Annotated in this window: 9 protein-coding genes; 8 read left to right on the forward strand and 1 reads right to left on the reverse strand. The window is 70.9% G+C overall.

The features are described 5' to 3' along the window. The first annotated feature begins 46 nt into the window (after positions 1-46). Genes DTA15_RS16740 through DTA15_RS16775 form a run of 8 tightly spaced genes read left to right on the forward strand, consistent with a single transcriptional unit; the run spans position 47 to position 6,709 of the window. The gene (locus DTA15_RS16740) at positions 47-523 is read left to right on the forward strand and encodes a hypothetical protein (protein ID WP_012493472.1); all 477 of its coding nucleotides are present in this window, start codon (positions 47-49) and stop codon (positions 521-523) included. 53 nt (positions 524-576) lie between these two features. Beyond that, complete coding sequence (gene sctJ, locus DTA15_RS16745) at positions 577-1,461, forward strand: type III secretion system inner membrane ring lipoprotein SctJ (RefSeq protein WP_012493471.1); 885 nt, start codon at positions 577-579, stop codon at positions 1,459-1,461. After that, positions 1,458-2,198, forward strand: coding sequence for a SctK family type III secretion system sorting platform protein (locus DTA15_RS16750; RefSeq protein ID WP_012493470.1), 741 nt, complete (start codon positions 1,458-1,460; stop codon positions 2,196-2,198). The genes sctJ and DTA15_RS16750 overlap by 4 nt, the downstream gene beginning before the upstream one ends. Further along, positions 2,180-2,809: a type III secretion system stator protein SctL gene (sctL, locus tag DTA15_RS16755; RefSeq protein WP_006487566.1), complete on the forward strand. Its 630-nt coding sequence runs from the start codon at positions 2,180-2,182 to the stop codon at positions 2,807-2,809. Before DTA15_RS16750 ends, sctL begins: the two co-directional genes overlap by 19 nt. After that, positions 2,806-4,179 carry a type III secretion system ATPase SctN gene (sctN, locus tag DTA15_RS16760; protein ID WP_006487564.1) on the forward strand — a complete coding sequence of 458 codons (1,374 nt, stop codon included), beginning with the start codon at positions 2,806-2,808 and terminating at the stop codon, positions 4,177-4,179. The genes sctL and sctN overlap by 4 nt, the downstream gene beginning before the upstream one ends. Continuing rightward, on the forward strand, positions 4,172-4,858 hold the full coding sequence (locus DTA15_RS16765) for a hypothetical protein (RefSeq protein WP_012493469.1): 687 nt from the start codon (positions 4,172-4,174) through the stop codon (positions 4,856-4,858). The genes sctN and DTA15_RS16765 overlap by 8 nt, the downstream gene beginning before the upstream one ends. Beyond that, positions 4,852-5,661, forward strand: a complete 810-nt coding sequence (gene sctT / locus DTA15_RS16770; RefSeq protein ID WP_006489708.1) for a type III secretion system export apparatus subunit SctT — start codon at positions 4,852-4,854, stop codon at positions 5,659-5,661. The genes DTA15_RS16765 and sctT overlap by 7 nt, the downstream gene beginning before the upstream one ends. Positions 5,662-5,677: 16 nt before the next feature. Continuing rightward, positions 5,678-6,709 (forward strand): EscU/YscU/HrcU family type III secretion system export apparatus switch protein, encoded by a 1,032-nt coding sequence (locus tag DTA15_RS16775; protein WP_006489707.1) that lies wholly within the window; start codon positions 5,678-5,680, stop codon positions 6,707-6,709. A 268-nt stretch (positions 6,710-6,977) separates the two neighbouring features. Here the strand turns inward: DTA15_RS16775 and DTA15_RS38600 are convergent, their stop codons facing one another. After that, positions 6,978-20,252: an LWXIA domain-containing protein gene (locus DTA15_RS38600; RefSeq protein WP_321175898.1), complete on the reverse strand. Its 13,275-nt coding sequence runs from the start codon at positions 20,250-20,252 to the stop codon at positions 6,978-6,980. Positions 20,253-20,425 lie beyond the last annotated feature (173 nt).

Raw genomic sequence — 20,425 nt, forward strand, 5'->3', positions numbered from 1 at the left:
GCCGGCCGGCCCGTTTCCGGCCCTGCCGGTCAAGGAGGACACGATCATGTCGGTAACAGGCGTAGGCGCGGCGCCGCCGGGCGCAGCCGCGCTCGCGAGTGCCGCACAGCAAACGGGCGCGACGTCCGATCCGGCGCAGGTGCGCCAGTTCGATGCGCTGATGCAGCCGGGCGCGTCGTCGGCCGCACCCCCGTCTTCGTCCGGTGTCGCGATGTCGCGCGCACCGGCGGATGCGGCGCCGGCCGTGCAGATGACGCCCGCGCAGGCGAACCAGTCGTCGCTCGTCGAGCGATTGCGCACCTACGGCAACGATCTCGATTCGCGGTACGCGAACATCGACAAGCACCGCAGCGAGATGCTGACGTCGATGGCGGACAGCCGCAGCGATCCGCTGATGACGATGGTGAAGGCGATGGATTTCCAGTGGACGGCAACCACCACGATTTCGGAATACCAGTTGAGCCTGTCGGTTGCGCAGGCGGCGAACGGCTTCACGCACACGGTGCTGAAGACGCAGGAGTGACGAAAGCCGGTGCGTGTGCCTGCAACGGCCGCGCGCCCTGAAGCGGACAAACGATGACGACGATCGATTCGACGCCGCGCACGCATGCGTGGCGCAGCCGGGCGGCGCGCGCGCTGCTCGCGGGGCTGCTCGTGCTGTTGGCCGGGTGCCAGAAGGAGCTGTACTCGGGCCTGTCGGAGCGCGATGCGAACCAGATGGTCGCGGTGCTCGGCGACGCGGGCATCAGCGCGTCGAAGGACAACGATGCGCGCGACACGTCGGACCGCAACGCGTGGCTCGTGAGCGTCGCGGACGGCGACATGCAGGCGGCGCTCACGGTGCTGCAGGCGAACGGGCTGCCGAAGCCGAGCTATGCGAGCCTCGGCGAGCTGTTCCAGAAGCAGGGGCTCGTGTCGACCCCGGCCGAGGAGCGCGTGCGCTATCTGTACGGCGTGTCGCAGGACCTGTCGCGCACGCTGCAGGACATCGAAGGCGTGGTAGTCGCGCGCGTGCAGGTCGTGATTCCGGAGAACGATCCGCTCGCGGACAAGATCAAGCCGTCGTCGGCCGCGGTGTACATCCGCTACCGGCCGGGCGTCGACCTGCGCGCGATGGCGCCGATGGTCAAGGATCTCGTCGCGCACAGCATCGAAGGGCTGCAGTACGACAACGTGTCGCTGTTCCTGCAACCGGCCGCCGCGCGCGCGACGCGCGTGGACGGCATCGGCAGCGCTGTGTCGGACATCCTGCGGCTGCGCTCGCCGCTCGGCTGGCTGGTGTTCGCGCTGATCCTGCTGACCTGCGCGGTGATCGCACTGTCGGCCGCCCGGCGCGGGATGTTCGGCGCGCGCCTCGCGGGCCTGGTCGGCGCACCGCGCGGCGCGAACGGCGGTGGTTCGGCCGCGCAGCAGGCAGGCGGCGGGCTGCGTACGCCGGACGGCGCGCGCGACGGCGCATGAGCGACCCGCACGCGCTGCCGCCGGGCGAGGCGGGCGACGCGGCGCCGCTGCCGTGGCTGCAGCCGCTCGCGCCGCCGCCCGCCGCGCGCGCTGCCGCGTTTCATGCGCTCGTCTGCGACTTCAACCTGCGGCCCGACCGCTATTTGCACGTGACGCGCGTGCCGGCCGACTGGCCCGCGCGCTATCGTTCGCCGGACGCGTTCGGCGCGGCCGGCCGCAAGCTGCTCGCGCGGCACCTGCTCGACCTGCACGGCGTGGCCGACCGGCACGACTTCGACGTCGCGAGCCCGTGCGCGCGGCTTGCGCTGCTGCCCGGCGCGGCGCTCGAACAACTGGCCGCGTATGCGGGGCTGCTACTGCATCGCGCATGGCTGCGCGACGCGCTGGCGGGGCGGCGCATTCGCGCGGAAGTCGCGGCGCGGCTCGGCGGCGATGCGCTCGAACTCGCGCTCGAACGCGCGCCGGAATTCGGCGCGCTCGCCGAAACGCTCGAACCGTGGCGCGCCGACCCCGCCGCGCTGCCGGTCGTGATCCGCGCGCGCGGCGGGCGCCTGCTCGCCGATTTCATCGGCGTGGCCGGCGACGCGGTGGCGCGGCGCGTGCGCCTGAAATTCAACCGCGCGATCGACGACGAAGCGCCGTACTGGCTGAACCGCGCGCAGCGCGACCAGTTCGGCGAACTGATGTTCCTGTTTCTGATTCCCGAGAGGCTTGCGTCATGGGACTGGCTTTTCTGATCACGAGCGACAACCTGCAGCTGCTGTCCGAGCGCAAGGTGCTCAAGGAGCGCGAATACGCGGCGCTGCTCGATGCGTCCGCGGTGATCGCGACCGCGCATGAAGAAGCGGCGCGCATCGTCGCCGACGCGCAGCGCGAATTCGACAAGCGCCAGGCGGCCGGCTACGACGAAGGCATGCGCCGCGCGCAGCGCGAGCAGGCCGCGCAGGCCTACACGCAGGCGCTCGCCGCGACGCGCACGATGGAGACGATGAAGGATGCGATGGCCGATATCGTCGTGAAGGCCGTGCGCGCGATCGTCGGCGAGATGAGCACGCAGAAGCTGTACGAGGCCGCGCTCGCGCGGATCGCGCCGCTCGTGCGCGACGAGGCGTTCCTGATCGTGCGCGTCGCGCCCGGCCGTACGGACGAAATGCGCGACGCGCTCGACGGCGCGTTCGCCGGGCAGTCGAACCGGCAGAAGATCCGCATCGTCGAGGATGCGCAGCTCGAACGCCACGCGTGCACGGTCGAGACGCCGTCCGGGCGGATCGACGCGAGCCTCGACCTGCAGATCGACGCGCTGCGCCAGGCGATCCGCCGCGACGCGCTGAAAGGGGCCGCGCGATGAGCGCGCCGCTCGACGATCCGCCGTCGTTCGGCGACGACGACGCGCCGTTCGATCGCGGCCGCCTGGTCGGCGAGCTCGACGCGGGGCTCGCGTTCTTCTCGCCGGTCTCGGTGCAGGGCCGCGTCAACCACGCGGTCGGGCAGATCCTGAACGCGACGGGCATCCGCGCGCGGCTCGGCGAGATCTGCGAGCTGCGCACGCCGAACCAGCCGACGCTGCTCGCGGAGGTGGTCGGCTTCTCGCGGCAGACGACGCTGCTCACGCCGCTCGGCGACGTGGCCGGCCTGTCGCCGGAGACGACCGTCGTGCCGTCCGGGCGCGAACATGTCTTTCCGGTGGGCGAAGGACTGTTCGGCCGCGTGCTCGACGGGCTCGGCCGGCCGCTCGACGATCGCGGGCCGGTGACGGGCGCCGCGTGGGTGTCGACGCAGCAGGACCCGCCGAACCCGCTCGCGCGCAAGATGATCGACACGCCGTTTCCGACCGGCGTGCGCGTGATCGACGGGCTGATGACGCTCGGCATCGGGCAGCGCGTCGGCATCTTCGCGCCGTCCGGCGTCGGCAAGAGCACGCTGCTCGGGATGATCGCGCGCGGCGCGCAGGCCGACGTGAACGTGATCGCGCTGGTCGGCGAGCGCGGCCGCGAGGTGCGCGAATTCATCGAGCACAGCTTGTCGCCGGAAGTGCGCGCGCGGTCGATCGTCGTCGTGTCGACGTCCGATCGCCCCGCGATGGAGCGCGTGAAATCCGCGCTGGTCGCGACCGCGATCGCCGAGCACTTCCGCGATGCGGGCAAGCGCGTGCTGCTGCTGGTCGATTCGCTGACGCGCTTTGCGCGCGCGCAGCGCGAGGTCGGCCTCGCGAGCGGCGAGCCGCCGACGCGGCGCAGCTTCCCGCCGTCGACGTTCGCGGTGTTGCCGCGCCTGCTCGAACGCGCGGGGCAGGGGGCGCACGGGTCGATCACCGCGCTCTACACGGTGCTCGTCGAAGGCGACGAGGAATCGGACCCGATCGCCGAGGAGGTGCGCTCGATCCTCGACGGCCATATCGTGCTGTCGCGCAAGATCGCGCTCGCGAATCGCTATCCGGCGATCGACGTGCTCGCGAGCCTGTCGCGGGTGATGCCGCTCGTCGCGAGCCGCGCGCACCAGCATGCGGCCGCGCGCGTGCGCGAGTTGATCGCGAAGTACCAGGAGATCGAGCTGCTCGTGCAGATCGGCGAGTATCGCGAAGGCAGCGACCGGCTCGGCGATCTCGCGCTGCGCGCGCGCGACGCGATCGGCGCGTTCTGCGCGCAGGCGTCGGACGAGGACGTGCGCTTCGACGCGCTGCTCGCGAAACTGACGAAGCTGGCGAACGATCATGTCTGAAGCCGACGACCGCCTCGTGCTCGCGACGCTTGCCCGCCTGAAGCGCGTGCGCGAGATGCGCAGCCAGATCGCGCGCGTCGCGGCCGCGCGCCAGCAGGGCATCGCCGCGCAGAGCCGGCGCGCGCTGGCGGCCGCGCAGGCGCAGCTCGCGCAGCAGGTCGCCGCGAAGGCCGCGATCCAGACGCGCCTGGCCGACGACGTGCGCGAAGCCCGCGCGTTGCAGAACGCGGCGGCCGATACGCGCACGTTCGACCGGCATATCGGCACCGCGAACGCGTCGGTGAGCGAGGCCGCGCACGTGCATCGCGGCCACGAGGCGACGCTCGCCGACCTGCAGCGCGCCGCACGCAAGGCGAAGGCCGCCGAGGACAAGCTGGAGAAAGCCGGCGAGAAAGCGCTGCACGCGCGCGCCGCGCGGGTCGAGCGCGACGCCGACGACGTCGCGGACGGCTACGCGGTGCGGCGCTTCGCGACCGGCGGCACCTGGGTGGCCGGCGCGGGCGACGCGGCCGGTCACGGGTCCACGCCGCCGGAGGCCGCCGCCGCGTTCGATGCGGCGATGACCGACGTGGAGACGGGCGCCGCCGCTGCCGCTGAAGCCGATGCATCCGATACATCGGACGCACCCGCCATGCCCGACGATTCCGCCCCGTCCGCCGCCGCGGAGCGCCGATGCTAGACCAGGCCGCGGGCTTCAACGACGTCGCCGGCATGCTGCGGCCGCTGCTCTACGTGATGCCGCGCCTGTTGCCGGTCATGCTGATCGTGCCGGTGTTCAACGAGCAGATCATCACGGGCCTCGTGCGCAACGGGATCGCGGTCGTGATCGCCGCGTTCGTCGCGCCGACGATCGATGCCGCGCAGGTGGCCGCGCTGCCGTTCCTGATGTGGTGCCTGCTGGTCGCGAAAGAGGCGATGGTCGGCATGCTGCTCGCGGGCGCGTTCAGCGCGGTGCTGTTCGCGATCCAGGGCGTCGGCTACCTGATCGATTTCCAGACCGGCAGCGGCAGCGCCGCGTTCTTCGATCCGATGGGTGGCCACGAGGGCGGCCCGACTTCCGGATTCCTGAATTTCGTCGCGATCGCGCTGTTCGTGACAGCCGGCGGGCTGCAGGTGCTCGTGCAACTGTTCGCGCAGTCGTACGCCTGGTGGCCGATCGGCTCGCTCGGCCCCGATTTCTCGTCGATGCTGCAGACCTTCATCGTGCGGCAGACCGACACGATCTTCGAATGGATGGTGAAGCTCGCCGCGCCGGTCACGATCGTGCTGGTGCTCGTCGAGCTCGGCGTCGGCCTGGTCGGGCGCGCGGTGCCGCAGCTCAACATCTTCGTGTTCTCGCAGCCGCTGAAGAGCGCGCTCGCGATGCTGATGATGATCCTGTTCCTGCCGGTGGTGTACGCGTCGCTGCATGCGCTGCTGAGCCCCGACAGCGGGTTGATGGCGCTGCTGCGCGCGCTGTTCGCCGCGCACGGCGGCGGCTGAGCGCGCGGGAGCCGCGATGGCCGAAAAGGACCAGAAGCCGACCGCGAAGCGCCTGCGCGAGGCGCGCGAGAAAGGCGACGTGCCGAAAAGCGCGGAAACGGTGTCGTCGGCGTTCTTCGTCGGCGTGTGCGTGGCGCTCGCGGTGGGCATCGGTTCGCTGTTCGCGCGGTTGCAGGCGCTGTTCCGGCTCGTGTTCGACGCGGTCGGCGCGGCCGATCCGGCCGCGCGGCTCGCGGCGCTGATCGACGGCGCCGCGCGCGACTGGGCGATGCTGTCCGCGCAGATCGTCGCGGCCGGGCTGCTGGCGGGGTTGCTCGCGGGCTTCGTGCAGGTGGGCGGCGTGATGGCGTGGAGCCGCCTCGTGCCGCAGTTGTCGCGGCTCAACCCGGCCGAGGGGATGAAGAACCTGTGGTCGCTGCGCAACCTCGTCAATCTCGCGAAGATGCTGCTGAAGACGGCGCTGCTCGTCGCGACGCTCGGCTGGCTGATCGTCGAGTCGCTCGATCCGTCGGTGCAGTCGGGCTTCACGCGGCCGGTCTCGATCCTCGCGCTGATCGTGAAGCTGCTGATGCTGCTGTTCGGCTGGGCCGCGCTGATCTACATCGTGATGGCGTTGATCGACATCGTGCACCAGCGGCACGAGTTCAACCAGAAGATGAAGATGTCGATCGACGAAGTGCGGCGCGAGCACAAGGAGGACGAAGGCGATCCGCACATCCAGGCGAAGCGCCGCCAGCTCGCGCGCGAAGTGCAGTTCGCGTCGCTGCCCGACCGGATCGGCTACGCGTCGGTGGTCGTCTATTCGCCGCGCGTCGCGGTCGCGCTCTACTACGGCGGGATGGGTTCGCTGCCGTGGGTACTCGCGCGCGGCGAGGGCGACGCGGCCGAGCGGATCGTGCGGCTCGCCCGCGACGCGCTGCGCCCGACGCTCGCGAACGTCGGGCTCGCGCAGGCGCTGTACGAGACGACGCCCGAGAACGGCACGATCCAGCCGCAGCATTTCCGCGAGGTCGCGCAGTTGCTGAAATGGGCGACCGGCGCCGGTTGACGGCGGCGTGGCGTGGCGGCGTTGCCGTCGGCATACGGCCCTTTTTTCATCCGCAACGCTTGCCGGCCAACTCACCGGATTCGATATGGCCCCTTGCGCGACCATCCGCACGCGGCACTTGACGTCCATTTTTTTCCGGACGGTGCCGACATTCACTGGTGAATTATTGCTGATTTATTTCTTCGTAATATGGCTCGACCGTCATGCCCGACGGCGGGCCGCGAGGTTGCGCGGTGCGTGACGGAACTGGTCAACAGGGGCAGACAAATCAATGTGCGGAATCGACGGCTTTCTGAATAGCGTCGCCTTCGATGAGGAGACAGCGCGCGGCACGCTCGCGCGAATGACGGCGAGCCTCGCGCATCGCGGGCCGGACGGGCAGGGGATCTGGGTCGACCCGGAGGCCGGCATCGCGCTCGGCCACCGGCGGCTCGCGATCGTCGACCTGTCGGTGCACGGCCGGCAGCCGATGGCTTCCGCGTGCGGCCGCTACGTCCTCGTCTTCAACGGCGAAATCTACAACCATCGCGAACTGCGCGCGGAGCTCGAGCGTGCGGGGCGCGCACCGGCGTGGCGCGGCCACTCCGACAGCGAGGTGCTGATCGCGGCGATCGTCGCGTGGGGCGTCGAGGCCACGTTGCGCCGCGCGACCGGCATGTTCGCGTTCGCGCTGTGGAATCGCGCGTCGCGGGTGCTGACGCTCGCACGCGACCGGATCGGCGAGAAGCCGCTCTACTACGGCCGGATCGGCGACGCGCTGGTGTTCGCGTCCGAGCTGAAGGCATTGCGCGGCTACCCGGGCTTCGACGGCACGGTCGACCGCGACGCGCTGTGCCTGTACCTGCGCCAGTCGAGCGTGCCCGCGCCTTACACGATCTATCGCGGCATCCGCAAGCTGCCGCCCGGCACGTACATCCAGTTCGAACATGCGCGCGACACGCCGCGCCTGCGCGCGTACTGGACGCTCGAACAGGTGATCGAGGCGGGCCGCGCGCAGCCGTTCGAAGGCACTCCCGACGAAGCCGTCGGCCAGCTCGACGCGATCTTGCGGCAGGCCGTCGCGCGGCAGATGGAGGCCGACGTGCCGCTCGGCGCGTTCCTGTCGGGCGGCGTCGATTCGTCGGCGATCGTCGCGCTGATGCAGGCGCAATCGGCGACGCCGGTCGACACGTTTACGATCGGCTTCCACGAGGCCGGCTACGACGAAGCCGGTTATGCGAAGGCCGTCGCGCGCCATCTCGGCACGCGCCATACCGAGCTTTACGTGACCGCCGACCATGCGCTCGGCGTCGTGCCGAAGCTGCCGTCGATCTACGACGAGCCGTTCTCCGATGCGTCGCAGATCCCGACCTTTCTCGTCTCCGAACTGACGCGCCGGCACGTGAAGGTAAGCCTGTCCGGCGACGGCGGCGACGAGCTGTTCGGCGGCTACACGCGCTATTTCCTGACGCCGCGCCTGTGGCGCAAGCTGCATCGCGTGCCGGGCGCCGTGCGCGCGCGGATCGCCGCCGCGTTGCACGCGCTGCGGCCCGACCACGCGGACCAGCTGGCAGCCGTCGCGCAGGGCGCGTGGGGTGGCGGCGTGGAGGCGCGCGAATCGACGTCGCGCATCGGCGATCGCCTGCACAAGCTCGGCCATGTGATGACGGCCGAAAGCCGCATCGGGCTGTACCGGCTGCTGATGTCGTCGGTGCATCACCCGGAGCGCATCGCGCTGTCGGGGCAGGAGCCGCCGACGCCGCTCGACACGGTGTCCGCGTGGCCCGCGCATCTGAGCTTCGCCGAGCAGGCGATGGCGATCGACACGCTCACGTACCTGCCGACCGACATCCTCGCGAAGGTCGATCGCGCGGCGATGGCCGTGAGCCTCGAGACGCGCATGCCGTTCCTCGATCATCACGTCGTGGAATTCGCGTGGCGCGTGCCGGCGTCGGTGCGCTTGCCCGAAGGGCAGTCGAAGGCGCTGCTGCGCCGGCTGCTCGACCGGTACGTGCCGTCCGCGCTGATCGACCGGCCGAAGCAGGGCTTCTGCGCGCCCGTCGACCACTGGCTGCGCGGCGCGCTGCGCGACTGGGCCGAGGCGCTGCTGCGGCCGTCGCGCCTGCGCGAAGAAGGCTTCTTCGATGCGGCGGCGGTCGAGCGGCTGTGGCGCCAGCACCAGACGGGCCGGATGAACTGGCAGCACCAGTTGTGGACGGTGCTGATGTTCCAGGCGTGGCTGGAGGCGCAGCGCGCGGCGTGACGGCATCGTCGTGCCCGCCGCCGTGACGCGCGGCGGGCCGACCGTCATCCGACCACCAGCGGCGTGCCGACCGGCAAGTGCGTGGCATCGCGCGCGGCCGATGGATTGAGCTGCAGGATTTCTTTCAGCGCACGCGCATCCTGTTCGCCGCGCGTCATCGCCTGCTGGTCGGCACGCGATACGTGCGCGGCGTCCAGCAGCGACTGGCGATGCTGGTCCGCGATCACCCATAGCGAATCGCCATCGACGACGATGTAGGGCTGTGGGGCGTTCGACGGCGACGGCGTGCTGGGTCGCCCCGCCGCCCGGCTGCTGCGTGCCGGATGGCGGCGCCTTGCCGTCGTCGTCCTCGAACGCGGTGTAGATCCACTTGCCGACATAGATCAGGATCGGCGCGACCATGAGCGACGTCGGAATCGAGCCGGTGAGCCGCTTCGGCAGGTTCGGGAAATGCGTGTCGATGCGCGCGAGCGCGAGCAGCGTCGCGGACGACAGCGACGAAATCGCGATCGGCAAGTCCGACTGGATCGCGGGATGCGGGCCGACGAATGGCGCGATCGCACCGCCGGCGATGCTCGCGAGATCCGACATCAGGTCGATGCCCCGCACGACGCGGCTACGCCGTTCGATGCTCAGGTGCGCGAACGCGCTGCCCTGCACGAGGCCGGTATACGTGATGCCGAGCAGCGCGCCGGCCGCGCCCAGCGCCGGCACCACCGACGGATTCTGCAGCAGCGCATGCAGCGACAGCTCGCCGAGGCTCGCATAGCCGGCGATCGCGGCGGCGCGTCCGGCCTTGCCCATGAAGCGGCGCGGATTGCCGTAATGCAGCTGCTGGATCGAGGTGCCCGCGAGCACGCCCTGCATCTGCTGGAGCATGTCGTTGGCGATCATCTTCGTGTATTCCAGCGTCTTGTCCGCCGGCAGCGACGCGGCCTTGTGCAATTCCAGCTGGAGATGAATCTTCGCCCGCGCGCTCTCGGCGAGCAGGATCAGCGACGCGTTGCGCTGCTCGGCATGCATCTGGTGCGCGTCGAGCTGATTGTTCAGGCCGTCGACGAAGCGGTCGATCACGCGATCGAACAGCCGCGGGTCGCCGCTTTGCAGCGCGCGCACGGTGTCCTGGTGCACGGCCTGCACGAGCCGGCCGGTCCGCACGCCGACGAACGCCGCGTTCGCGGCCTGCTTGAACTTGTCCGGCGTCAGGCCGAAGTGATGGACCGCGAAGCCGGCCCCCGCGCCGATCGCGATCGACAGCAGGTTCTTGCGGTTCAGCAGCGCGGCGATCCAGCTGTCCGGCTGATGCAGGCGCAGCGCATGCAGTTCCGCGGCCGCGGCGAGCGGATCGTCCGGACGCATCGGCTCGTTCGTCTGCGCGCTGACGAGCCGGCTTTCGCTGATCGGCTGCGTATCGGCCGCGACGAGCGCGGGCGCGAGGACGGTTTCGCGCCAGGCCTGCAGCGGTTCGACACCGGCGCCGCCGCCGTCCGTCGTGACGATCTGTTCCGGCGCCGCGAGCCGCGCGCCGACGTCGGTGAGCCATCGTTCGGTAAACATCCGGGCGGCGTCGCTGGCCGCGGGCGCGCGGCGCGGGTCGGCGGCCCAGCGGTCCGCCGCGAAGCGCGACGTCGCATAGCGGGCGCGATGCAGCAGTTGCGTGGTGTTGCCTTCGTACAGTTGCTGGCGCAACGCCGCCAGCCGCGCGGGCGACATGCCGCGCGCCCGGCCGATGCGGTCGACTTCCGCGAGCAGCAGGCCGTGCTGGTTCATCAGCGTCGTGCGGTCGACGCGGTCGTATACGCGCGTCAGCGCGTCGGCGCCGTGCAGTCGCGCGAGCGTCGGGTCGTTGGCCCTGGCGCGCTCGACGAGCAGCGTCGCGAGCGCGGTCGTCAGTTCCTGGTTCGCGACGAAGTCCGAGCCATGCGTCGCGTACGACAGGCCGACGTGCACCCACGGCAGCGCCGGATGGTCGAGCAGCGATTTCGCGAGTTCCAGGTGGCTCGCGCCGGACGCGGGCTCCGGCACCGTATCCCAGCCGTGGAACGTCACCATCACGTGCGGCGCGGGCTGGCCGAGGTGCGTCCGGTTCCACGATTCGAGCAGCGCGCCGAGCCGCGCGTGGTCGTGATAGCCGGTGTTGGAGCCGGGCTGATGCCGGTGGTCGACGGACGACACCAGCGCCCGCGCCGGCGCCATTTCGAAGCGCAGCAGGAAACCGGCCTTCGACGACGCATCGAGCCAGTTGTGCACGTATTGCTCGGCCAGGTCGTCGATACGCATCGACTTGCCGTTCGCACCGGTGATCGTGCCGGTCCAGTAGTCGATCGTCGCGTCCTTGTGGTCGCCGATCGACTTCGCGTCGTGCACGACGGCGGGGTCGTGCTTCGCGCCGCGCGTGGCCGCGAGCGTGTGCGGGTCGATCACGATCGTCACGGCCGGCATCACGCCGCCGTGCCGCTCGATCTGCGCGACGAATTTCGCGGGATCGTCGGAGAGCCGGAACGCGCGGCTCATCGGCACCACGCGCTGCTGGTACGCGGGATCGGCGGCGAGTAGGCGCCGGCGCAGCGCGCGATCGGTCGCGAGCGCGGTGCTGAAACGGCTCAGCACCTTTCTTCTGAGCGGGATCGGCGCATAGCGCGAGCCGCCGCCCGACCAGTCGCGCGCGACGTACAGCGGCATGCCGGTGTCGCGCAACGCCTGGGCGTCGGCCATGATCGCGGGCGGCACGCCGTTGACCGCATCGTCGAGTTCGAGCGGCGCGGCGCGCGGATCGCGCGCGTGCTGCACGAGCGCGTCGATCCGGTCGTAGTGCGCGAGCAGGGCCGACGCGTTGCCGTCGCCATAGCGCTGCAGCGATTCGACCTGCGTCGTGCTGACGAGCGACGGCTGATAGGTGCGCACGTCGAGCACCGGATGGCCGGATGCCGCTTGCCCGTTGCGCGCGGCCGCGGCGTTCGCGCGGCGGATCGACTGCAGCGCCGCGTGGCGTTGCGACCGCAGCCGCCGCGCCTCGGCCGCGCCCCAGTCGCGCCGCGCGTCGGACATGTGCGGCGACGGGTCTTTCGCCCATGCGTCGACGGTTGCGAGGCGGGTCTCGAGCGTCTTGAGCCGGGTGCCGCGCGCGTGCTCCGCAAGCGCATCCGGCGCGAGTTCGGTCAGCAGCAGATGGGTATCGCCGCCGTACGGGCCGCCGCCGATCGGCGACGCGTCGAGCGGCACGCCGGGGCTGTCGGGCTTGCGCCAGTTGTCATGCCAGGTCAGTTCGCCTTGCGCGTTGGCCGTGATCACCGCGCGCGGCTTGCCGAGCCGGTACGCGATGCGCTCGCCGCCGCCATACACGTAGATGAAATGCTTGCCGGGCACCAGGCCGCGCGCTTTCGCGAGGCTGAGCAGGTGCACGACGTTGTGACCGCTGAAATCCAGCGCATGACCGGACGCGGCGGGCAGCAGCCCGGCTTCGAACGCGCGGGGCGCCGGCGCCAGCGCGGTGGTCGCGGGCGTGCGCGTGCCGCCGGCGGGCAGCGGGCGCGTGGCTGGCGATGCGCGGCCGAGCGTCGCGATCGCGCGGGCGCGGCGCAGTGCGATCGCGGCGCCCGTGCCGGTCAGCGACGCGAAGCGGCGCCGCAGGCCGTGCATGCCGCTGATCGCCACATGGCCGCCATAGTGCAGGCCGCGGCGCGGCAGGACTTCCGTCTTGTCCTTCTTCGGTGGTCGCGGCGCGTCGAAGCGGTCGCCGACCCGCGCCAGCGTGGCCGGTTCGACGCTGCTGACGAAGAACGTCATGCCGCGCGTGCGGGCCCGCGTGAGCGGCACGCCGTGCAGTTTGCCGTTCGGCCGCAACCGGATGCGGCCGCGCTGCGGATACGCGGCGGCGAGCGGCCGCTCCGTCACGTGAGTCCGTGCATGCGGGGCGTTTTCCCGGTATTGCCAGACACCGGTGGCCGAGTCGTAGCGCGCATGACCGGCGATCTTGCCGGTTGCCTTGTCGACGACGTAGATCGTGTCGGCGTGGCCGGCCGCCGCGACGGCCTGTTTCGCGCGTGCGAAATGCGGCGCATTCGACAGCGCGTCGATCGCATCGACGTACGCGTCGCGCACGCGCCCGTTCCGCGTGAATTCGACTGTCTCGCCTTCACGCGCGGGCTTGACCTTCGCCGGGCCGCCGAGCGCGACCAGTTCGCGGTGCGTGACGGGCGACGCATGGAAATCGAACGCGCGCCGCGCGGCGGCGGTGCCGGCCGGATCGCTGCGTTCCATCGCGCTCGACAGCGCCTGCTTCAGCGCCTGTCGCTCCTCGGCGTTCAGCGCGTTGCCGAGAAAGCGCAGGCGCTGGATCGCGCCATTCGCATCGACGTGCGCCGTCGCGACGAACGTCGGCGGCGCGTCGGGCGTCGGCTGGCCGGCCCGCGCGATCAGCAGCGCCGTGTCGGTGCCGGTCTGCTGCACCAGGTGCCCGAGCGTGGGCGCGTGCTGGCCTTCGGCGCGCGTCAGCGTGCGCATGTCGCGCGCGTCGAGCCACGCGCGTGCGTGCTTCATCGCGTGGCCGTCGACCGCATGGCGGGCGCGTGCCGGCGCGGCGAGCCGTGCCGCGACGGGGCGTCCGGCCGCCGCGCGAACCTGTTCGCCGTAGTACTCGCGATAGGTCGGATTGCCGGGCGTCGACGTGCGCATGTCGCCGAACGTGTCCGCGAGGGCGTCGAGCGCGGCCGGGTCGCGGCTCGTCAGCGCATGCTCGGTCGCCCGGGCGAGCGCGTCGGGCAACGTCGCGTGGGTCGCGATGTCGGGCCCGCCGGCGGCGAGGATTTCGTTGCGGATCGTGTACGCGTTGACCTCCGCGCGCGCATCCGACTTCAGCAGCGCGGCCACGGCGGCTTCGGGGCTGGCGTGCTCGGCGGCCAGCGCGCCGGTCGCGAGATCGACGCTGTGCTGCAGTTCGTGGCCCCACACGAATACGAGCGTGCCGGCGCGGCGCGTATTGCCGTCGAGTACGATCGTGCGCGTGTCCGCGTCCGCGTAATGACCGCCGCCCGGCGTGCCGACGCGGATCGTCCAGCCGTCGCTGCGGGCCAGCCGCATCTGCGCGCGGAAGGTCGGCGACTGTCGCGCGATCGCGTGCGCGCGCATCAGCAGCACGCGGCCGCGGAACCGCTGCACGACGCGCCCGAGCATGCCCGGGCGTTGCGCGTACGCGCCGCTTTCGGCGTAGGCGGGATGGGCGAGGCGAATGCGGCCCGTCGCAATGCCGCGCTGGATCGTGTCGATGACGCCGTCGATCCGCTCGACGACGTCGCCTTCCGGGTCCGCCTTGTGCAGTACCTGGCCGGGGTCGTGCAGCAGCACTTCGCCATGGCGGCCGAACAGCACCTGGAAGTCGTACAGCAGCCCGTGCCGCTGCGTGACGTTGCGAATGTTCGCGAGATCGTCGAGACCGCTGCGCCGGACCACGCCGGGCAGGCCGAGCCCTTTTTCCATCGCGGCGCTGCTCAGCAGTGCCGCCGGCTTGTACACGACGCCGACCCGGCCCAGGTGCGAGAACGGTCCGTCGACCGTGCTGACGGGCAGGTCGAGCCGTTTCAGTTCACGCAGGCCGCCCTGTTCGGCGCCGATTTCCTCGTGCGCGACTTCCACGCCGTCCGGCGACGTGTCGCGGAAGAAGCCGATCGCCTGGCCCGTGCCGCCGTCGAATACCGTTTTGTAGAGCCCCGAGCCGACGAGCGGGCCGAGATGGTCGGCGGGATCGACGGTGCGCGCGGGATCGCCCGCGACGTGCAGCTGGCCGCCGGTGACCGACAGCTCGCCGAGCGCCGGCTGCTCGTAAGCGGCCGGCACGTAGCGGTTCATGCCGGACAGGTCGGTCAGTCCGCCGTCTGCGCCGACGGCGTCCGGATGCACCGCGTAGACGGGGCGTTGCCACAGGTTCGCCAGTTGCGCGGCCGCGCCTTCGTTCGCGTGCCGCGCGGCCAGGATCACCACGCGCTGGCCGGCGTACGGCGCATCCGACAGCAGCGAGAAGCCGTGCGGATCGATCGGCCGGCCGTCGGGGCCGAGCAGCGTGCCGTCGGGCTGCGTGTCGGCATGGACGATCGCGAGACGGTCGGCTTCATCCATCGACACGAGGCCGCGTCGCCTGAGCCCCAGCGCGTCGAGCGCCGGCGTCGCGGCGCCGAACGGCGACGCGTTGCGCTCGACGTGCGCGCGCGACCACGCGACGCGCTGCGCCTGGATCTCGCGCATCGAGCGCGGCGCGTCGTCGCGCGGCTTGTCGCGGCCGCCGTGGTCGTTCGGCGGATCGCCCGCATCGCGCGGATGCGCGTCGGCGCGACTGCCGAGATCGACGTCGTAGCGGGCCTCGAACGCATTGAGCTGCCGGCTCGCCTCGGCTTCGAGCGCCTTGCGCGTGTAGCGGCCGCCGCCCGGACGCTTGCCGGCGGCGTTCACGCGCGAACGGTCGCTGCCGAGCAGGCGCATCTGCTGCGCGAGCGTGCCCGACTGTTCGGCGAACGCGCTGACCTGGTTCGGCAGCGGCGCGCCGCCGGCACGCATCTGCACGTCCGGGCGCTTGAGCTTCACGTCGCCGCGCTCGATCCCGCGTTCGAGCAGCGTGATCTGATCGTCGACGTCCGCGAGGGTCTGACGATATGCGTCGCTGTGGGTCTCGATCGGGCCGGGATCCGCGAGCAGCAGCCGGCCGTCGCGATACACGCCTTGCGGATCGAAATAGAGCCGGTCCTGCTGAATCGCGTCGCGCAGCGTGCGCAGGGTCTGCAGCGATTCGGGGTCGAGCGTCGTCGGCAGCAAGCCACGCCCGGCATCGCCGGTATGCAGCCCGCCGCGCGGCTGGTACAGCACCGCGACGCGGCCGGCGTGCGAAAACGGGCCGTCCATCGCGACGGTCGGGAGATCGTAGCGACGCCGCAGCAACGCGAGCGCCGCGCGTTCGGCGCCGGCGCTGGCCTCCTGTTCGGCGCGCGTGCTGAAATCCTCGTAGAGGGCGACGACCGCATCCCGGCCGAGCGCGAAGCCGCCCTTGTGCGCGCCGAAGCCGAGCAGCGTGCCGAGATGCTCGTTCAGGTCCACCGGCTTGCCGCTGTCCGCATGGAATACCTGCAGGCCGTCCGCCCGCAGCGGCCCGAGCGCGACCTCCGGATGCGGCGCGGGATCGAAGCGCAGGAAGCCGCTGGTCGCGCGGATCGTGCCGTCCGCCGCGAGCGCGCCGCGCGGTGCGACGAATACCGGACGGTTCCAGACGTTCGCGAGTTCGGGGGCCAGCCCGGCCTCCGCACCTTCCGCGACGAGCACGATCGGTTCGTCGAGCCGGGACGGCGCCGGCAGCCCGTGGCGCGCGTCGAGCGCGAGTTCGTGGCCGGACAACGGCGTGCCGTCCGGGCGTGTCAGCGGCGCGTCCGGGCGGCCGTTGCGCACGACGAACAGCGTGCGCCCGCCATAGCTGTGCTGCTCGACGCGCGGCCCGCCGGGCGCGACCGCGACGTCCGCCTCGCGGGCGGCGAAGCCCGGCGCGAGCGGGGAGGATTCGATCGCATGGAGGACTGTCCAGGCGACGCGCTGGCGAAACGTCAGCGGTTCGAGCGGCCCGCCGGCGCCGGCTTCGGCCGGATCGGCGACCCGCCGGTACTGGATCGTCCGCGCGTCGCCGCTGCGGCGATCCGCGCGCGATGCGGTGCGTGCATCCTGGTCGTTCTCGGCGGCGCGTTCGCGCACCTGCGCGGACGAGCGGCCTGCCTGCGCGGTCGCGCGCGACGTCGCGGCGGCCGGCTCGGCCACGGCCGCCGTCGGGCCCGCTGCCGCGCGCAGCGTGGACGGGGTCGCGCGTGCCGCGTTCGTGCGGGCGCCATCGTCGTGCGGCGGCGCGGCCGTCGGCGTGGCGGGCGCCGGGCCCGCGCCGCGCGGCGTGCCGACCTGGCTCGGCGCGCGCAGCTCGATGCCGTCGGACAGCGTCAGGCTGCCGTCCCGGCCGGCCGTGATGCGGCCATCGGTACCGTAGCGGTTGAAGCGCGTGCGCTCGAGGGTGCGCCACGAGCCGTCGACGCGTTCCGCGATCGTGATGCGGCCTTCGTGGTCGACGAACGCGGTGGTGCCGGTCTTGCCGCGTGCGCCGGTATTCACCGCATTCGCGCGGCTCAATACGCGGATCGGCACGCCTTCGTAGGTCAGCACGCGCTTGCCGACCATCAGCGTGCCGTCGCCGGCCACGGTCACGCTGCGGCCGTCGATGGTCGCGCGCGTACGGCCGAGGCGCAGCGTGTTGGTCGCCGTGTAGCGGCTCTGGCCGATGCGCACGGTCTGGTCGCCGATCTGCACGGCCTGGTTGTTCAGGTCGCGGCCGCCGAATCCGCCGGTACGCCGCACGATGCCGGTCGTCACGGCCTTGAGCTTCTGGTGACCTTGCGCGAGGCCGAGATTCAGTATGAACGACGACGCATCGCCGGCGAGCCGGTCCGTATGACCCGTCACCGCATCGTGCACGAACTGCACGCCGGCTTCCGCCGCGCCGCCGAGACCGGTGACCGTCGTCGCGCGCCGCACGAAGGTCGCGAGCCCCTTCGAATCGTTCAGCAGCGTGGCGATCTTGCCGACGCCGCCGACGCCGGCCGGCACCAGGTTCAGGTAATCGGCGCGCGCTTCCGCATCGAGCGGGCTGATCGTGCGATCGTGCTGGATGCGATTGGCGAGGTCGTAGCCGGAGTTCGCGACGGCTGCCGCCGCCGACGTATAGATCAGCCCGGTGCCGGCCACGTTGAGCGCGACGCCGAGCGGCGCGCCGAATACCGTCGCGTCGAGCAGGCCGCCGCCGACTTCGAGCGCGATCCCGCCGAGCAGCATCCCGAGGTTCACGTCGCCGGAACCGAACGTGTGCATCACGCTTTCCCACCAGCTGTCGTCGTGCGCGGTGTTGTGCGGGTCGATCCGCGCGGTGCCGTTCGCGTCGTAGCCGGTCGCGATGTCGAGCGTGCCGTCCGACGACAGCGAGTTGTCGTCGATGAAGTTGTCGATGCTCGAGTATTTCGCGCCCTGATCGTCGACGTAGTGCGTGTCGCCGTTCTCGTTCGTGACCTTGAAGATCGCGCTCGTGACCAGGCCGGCGTCCTTCGACGCATAGACGATCGGCATCACGTTGACGCGCGTGCCTTTGCCGCCGCCCACCTTCAGCAGTTCGTCGCGAACCTTGTCGATCGATTCGAGCTTCTTGCCGTCGCTGAACTGCGCGGCATGCGGGTCGCCGGTCGCGCGGTCCGGCGACAGCCCGATCGCGACGCCGACGAGGTTGCGCTGTTCCGTGGGGTCCAGCAGGCCGAAGTCGATCCGCGTGCCGCGCCGCGTCGCGTCGCCGGCCTTGTCGAGCAGCGACTGCGACAGCTCGCTGCGGTGCGCGCCGAAGAAGTCGGACAGCGCCTTCGCGTAGTCCTTCTGATCGGATTCGGTCTTCGGATTGCGCAGCCGCTCGTCGAGATGCGCGTCGAATTCGTTGAACAGCACCTGCTGATGGAACGTTTCGCTGCGCAGTTGCGCGTGCTGGACGTCCCGGTTCGCCTGATCGAGTTCCGCGAGCGCATCGGCAAGCGGCTTCGCGTATTGATTGACGACGAACGGCACCGGCGCCGTCAACGGGATGTTCTTCGGCGTTCCCTGCGGTGTCGCGATGGAAAACACGCTCGGCGTCGGCCCGATGCCGTGATCGCGGTTCCACTGGTCGTACTGGGCCTGCAGCCCGTCGACCTTGATCTTCAGGTCCTGCTGCTTCGCCTGTGCATCGGCGAGCGCCTGCTTCGTCGCGCGCTCGTTGACGGACGCGGTCATCCGCTCGTCTGCCTGATGCAGCGCGGACGCGATCGTTTTTAGGCCCTTGATCTCGAGCGGCGTCGGATCGTTCGCGATGCACATCGTCCGGTGGTCGTACCGATTCTGCACGCCGGCGGCGATATCGTCGTAGTGGATCGCGAGCGCGTTGCCGTACGCGGCGACATAGCCGTCGTGCGCGAGGCTCGCGGCATCCTTCGCCTTCCACAGCTGCGTGGCCGCGTCTTCGACGCCGAGATCGGCGCGCGGGTCCATCAGCTTGACGCCGGGATGGTCGCGGCGCCATTGCGTCGCGCTCTTTTGCGTGGCGTCGTAGTTCTTCTGCTGTTCGTCGACCTGGCGATTCGCATACAGCATCTGCAGATACCCGCCGCTCACGCGCGCGCTGGCCTGCGCATGGTTCAGCAGGTCCTGCTGCGCGGCGACCGTCGTGCTCATCACGGTCGGCCCGTACTTGCCGGACACCGCGTTGTACGTGCCCTGGATGTCGGCGACCTTCGCCGCGTCGGTCGCCGCATTCAGGCATGCGTTCGCATAGTTCGCGTCGTCGGCGCTCTGCGTCAGTTGCGTCCGGGCCTCGTCGGGCTTCAGCGCCGGCGGCACGTCGATCACGCGATCGAGCGGCGCGAGCTGCTTGTTGATACGCGCGATGCCGGCATCCATCGCATCCGCGTAATCGCCGTTCGACCCATACGACTGCAACTGGGCGAACGCGAGGTTCGAATTCGCGATGTCGGCGTTGTGAAGCGCCTTCGCTTCGGACAGCTTCGCGTCCGCCTTCTGCCACGCGTCGTAGGCCTGCTTCTGCTGCGGCGTCCAGTCGTCCCGCGGCGACACCTTGGCCGGATCGTCGATGCCCGGGACCGCCGCCTTCAGCCGGTCGAGCGCCGCGTTCGCGTCGGCTTGCGCGGAGCCCGCGCGTTTCGGGTCGAGCGCTTCGTTGTCGTGATCGGCCTGCTGCGCGTACGCGATCATGTAGCCGGCGTCGGTCGTGACGTCCAGCTCCTTTTCCGCTTTCGCGGTGGCCTGGTGCGCGTTGTCGTAGGCGGTTTGCGCGCTGGAGAGCGCGTCCTTCGTCGTGGACGGATCGTTCTTCGCGTGGGTCAGCGCGGTCTGCTTGTCCTGCTCGTCCTGCAGCGCGTTGTCGTATTGCGTCTGCGCGCCCTGGATCGCGGTCTGCGCGGCTTGGGTCAGCGGATCGTCGACCGTGATGTCGGGCGGCTTGGGCCGGTACTGTTCGGCGAGGCTCCTGATCAGCGAGGTCGCGGACGCGATTTCGGCATTGGTCGGCTTCGACGGGTCCGTATCGGGCGTGACCTGCACCGTGATCGGCGGCGGCGGGGGCGTGGCGGTCTGCTGTTTCGACGGGTCGCCCGATTGCTGAGCGGCCTGGCTTGCCGCTTTCGCGCGTTCGGCTTCGAGCGTGCGCTCGAGGAACGCCATCCAGTTGGCGCCCATGCCGACGCCGTCGATATCCAGCATCAAACTCCTCCCGGTCGCGCCGCGCTCGACGGGGCGCGCATTACGATGCCATTACGGTCAAGCTTGGAGTGTAGAAAGGCATGCGCCGCGGTGACGCAGCGCGTTTCGTAGCGCGCCGCCGATGCGCGCGTGCCGCCGGGTCGTCGCTACGAACGGCGCCGACGCGAGGCGGC

It is taken from the genome of Burkholderia cenocepacia, from assembly GCF_900446215.1.
Classification (GTDB): domain Bacteria; phylum Pseudomonadota; class Gammaproteobacteria; order Burkholderiales; family Burkholderiaceae; genus Burkholderia; species Burkholderia cenocepacia.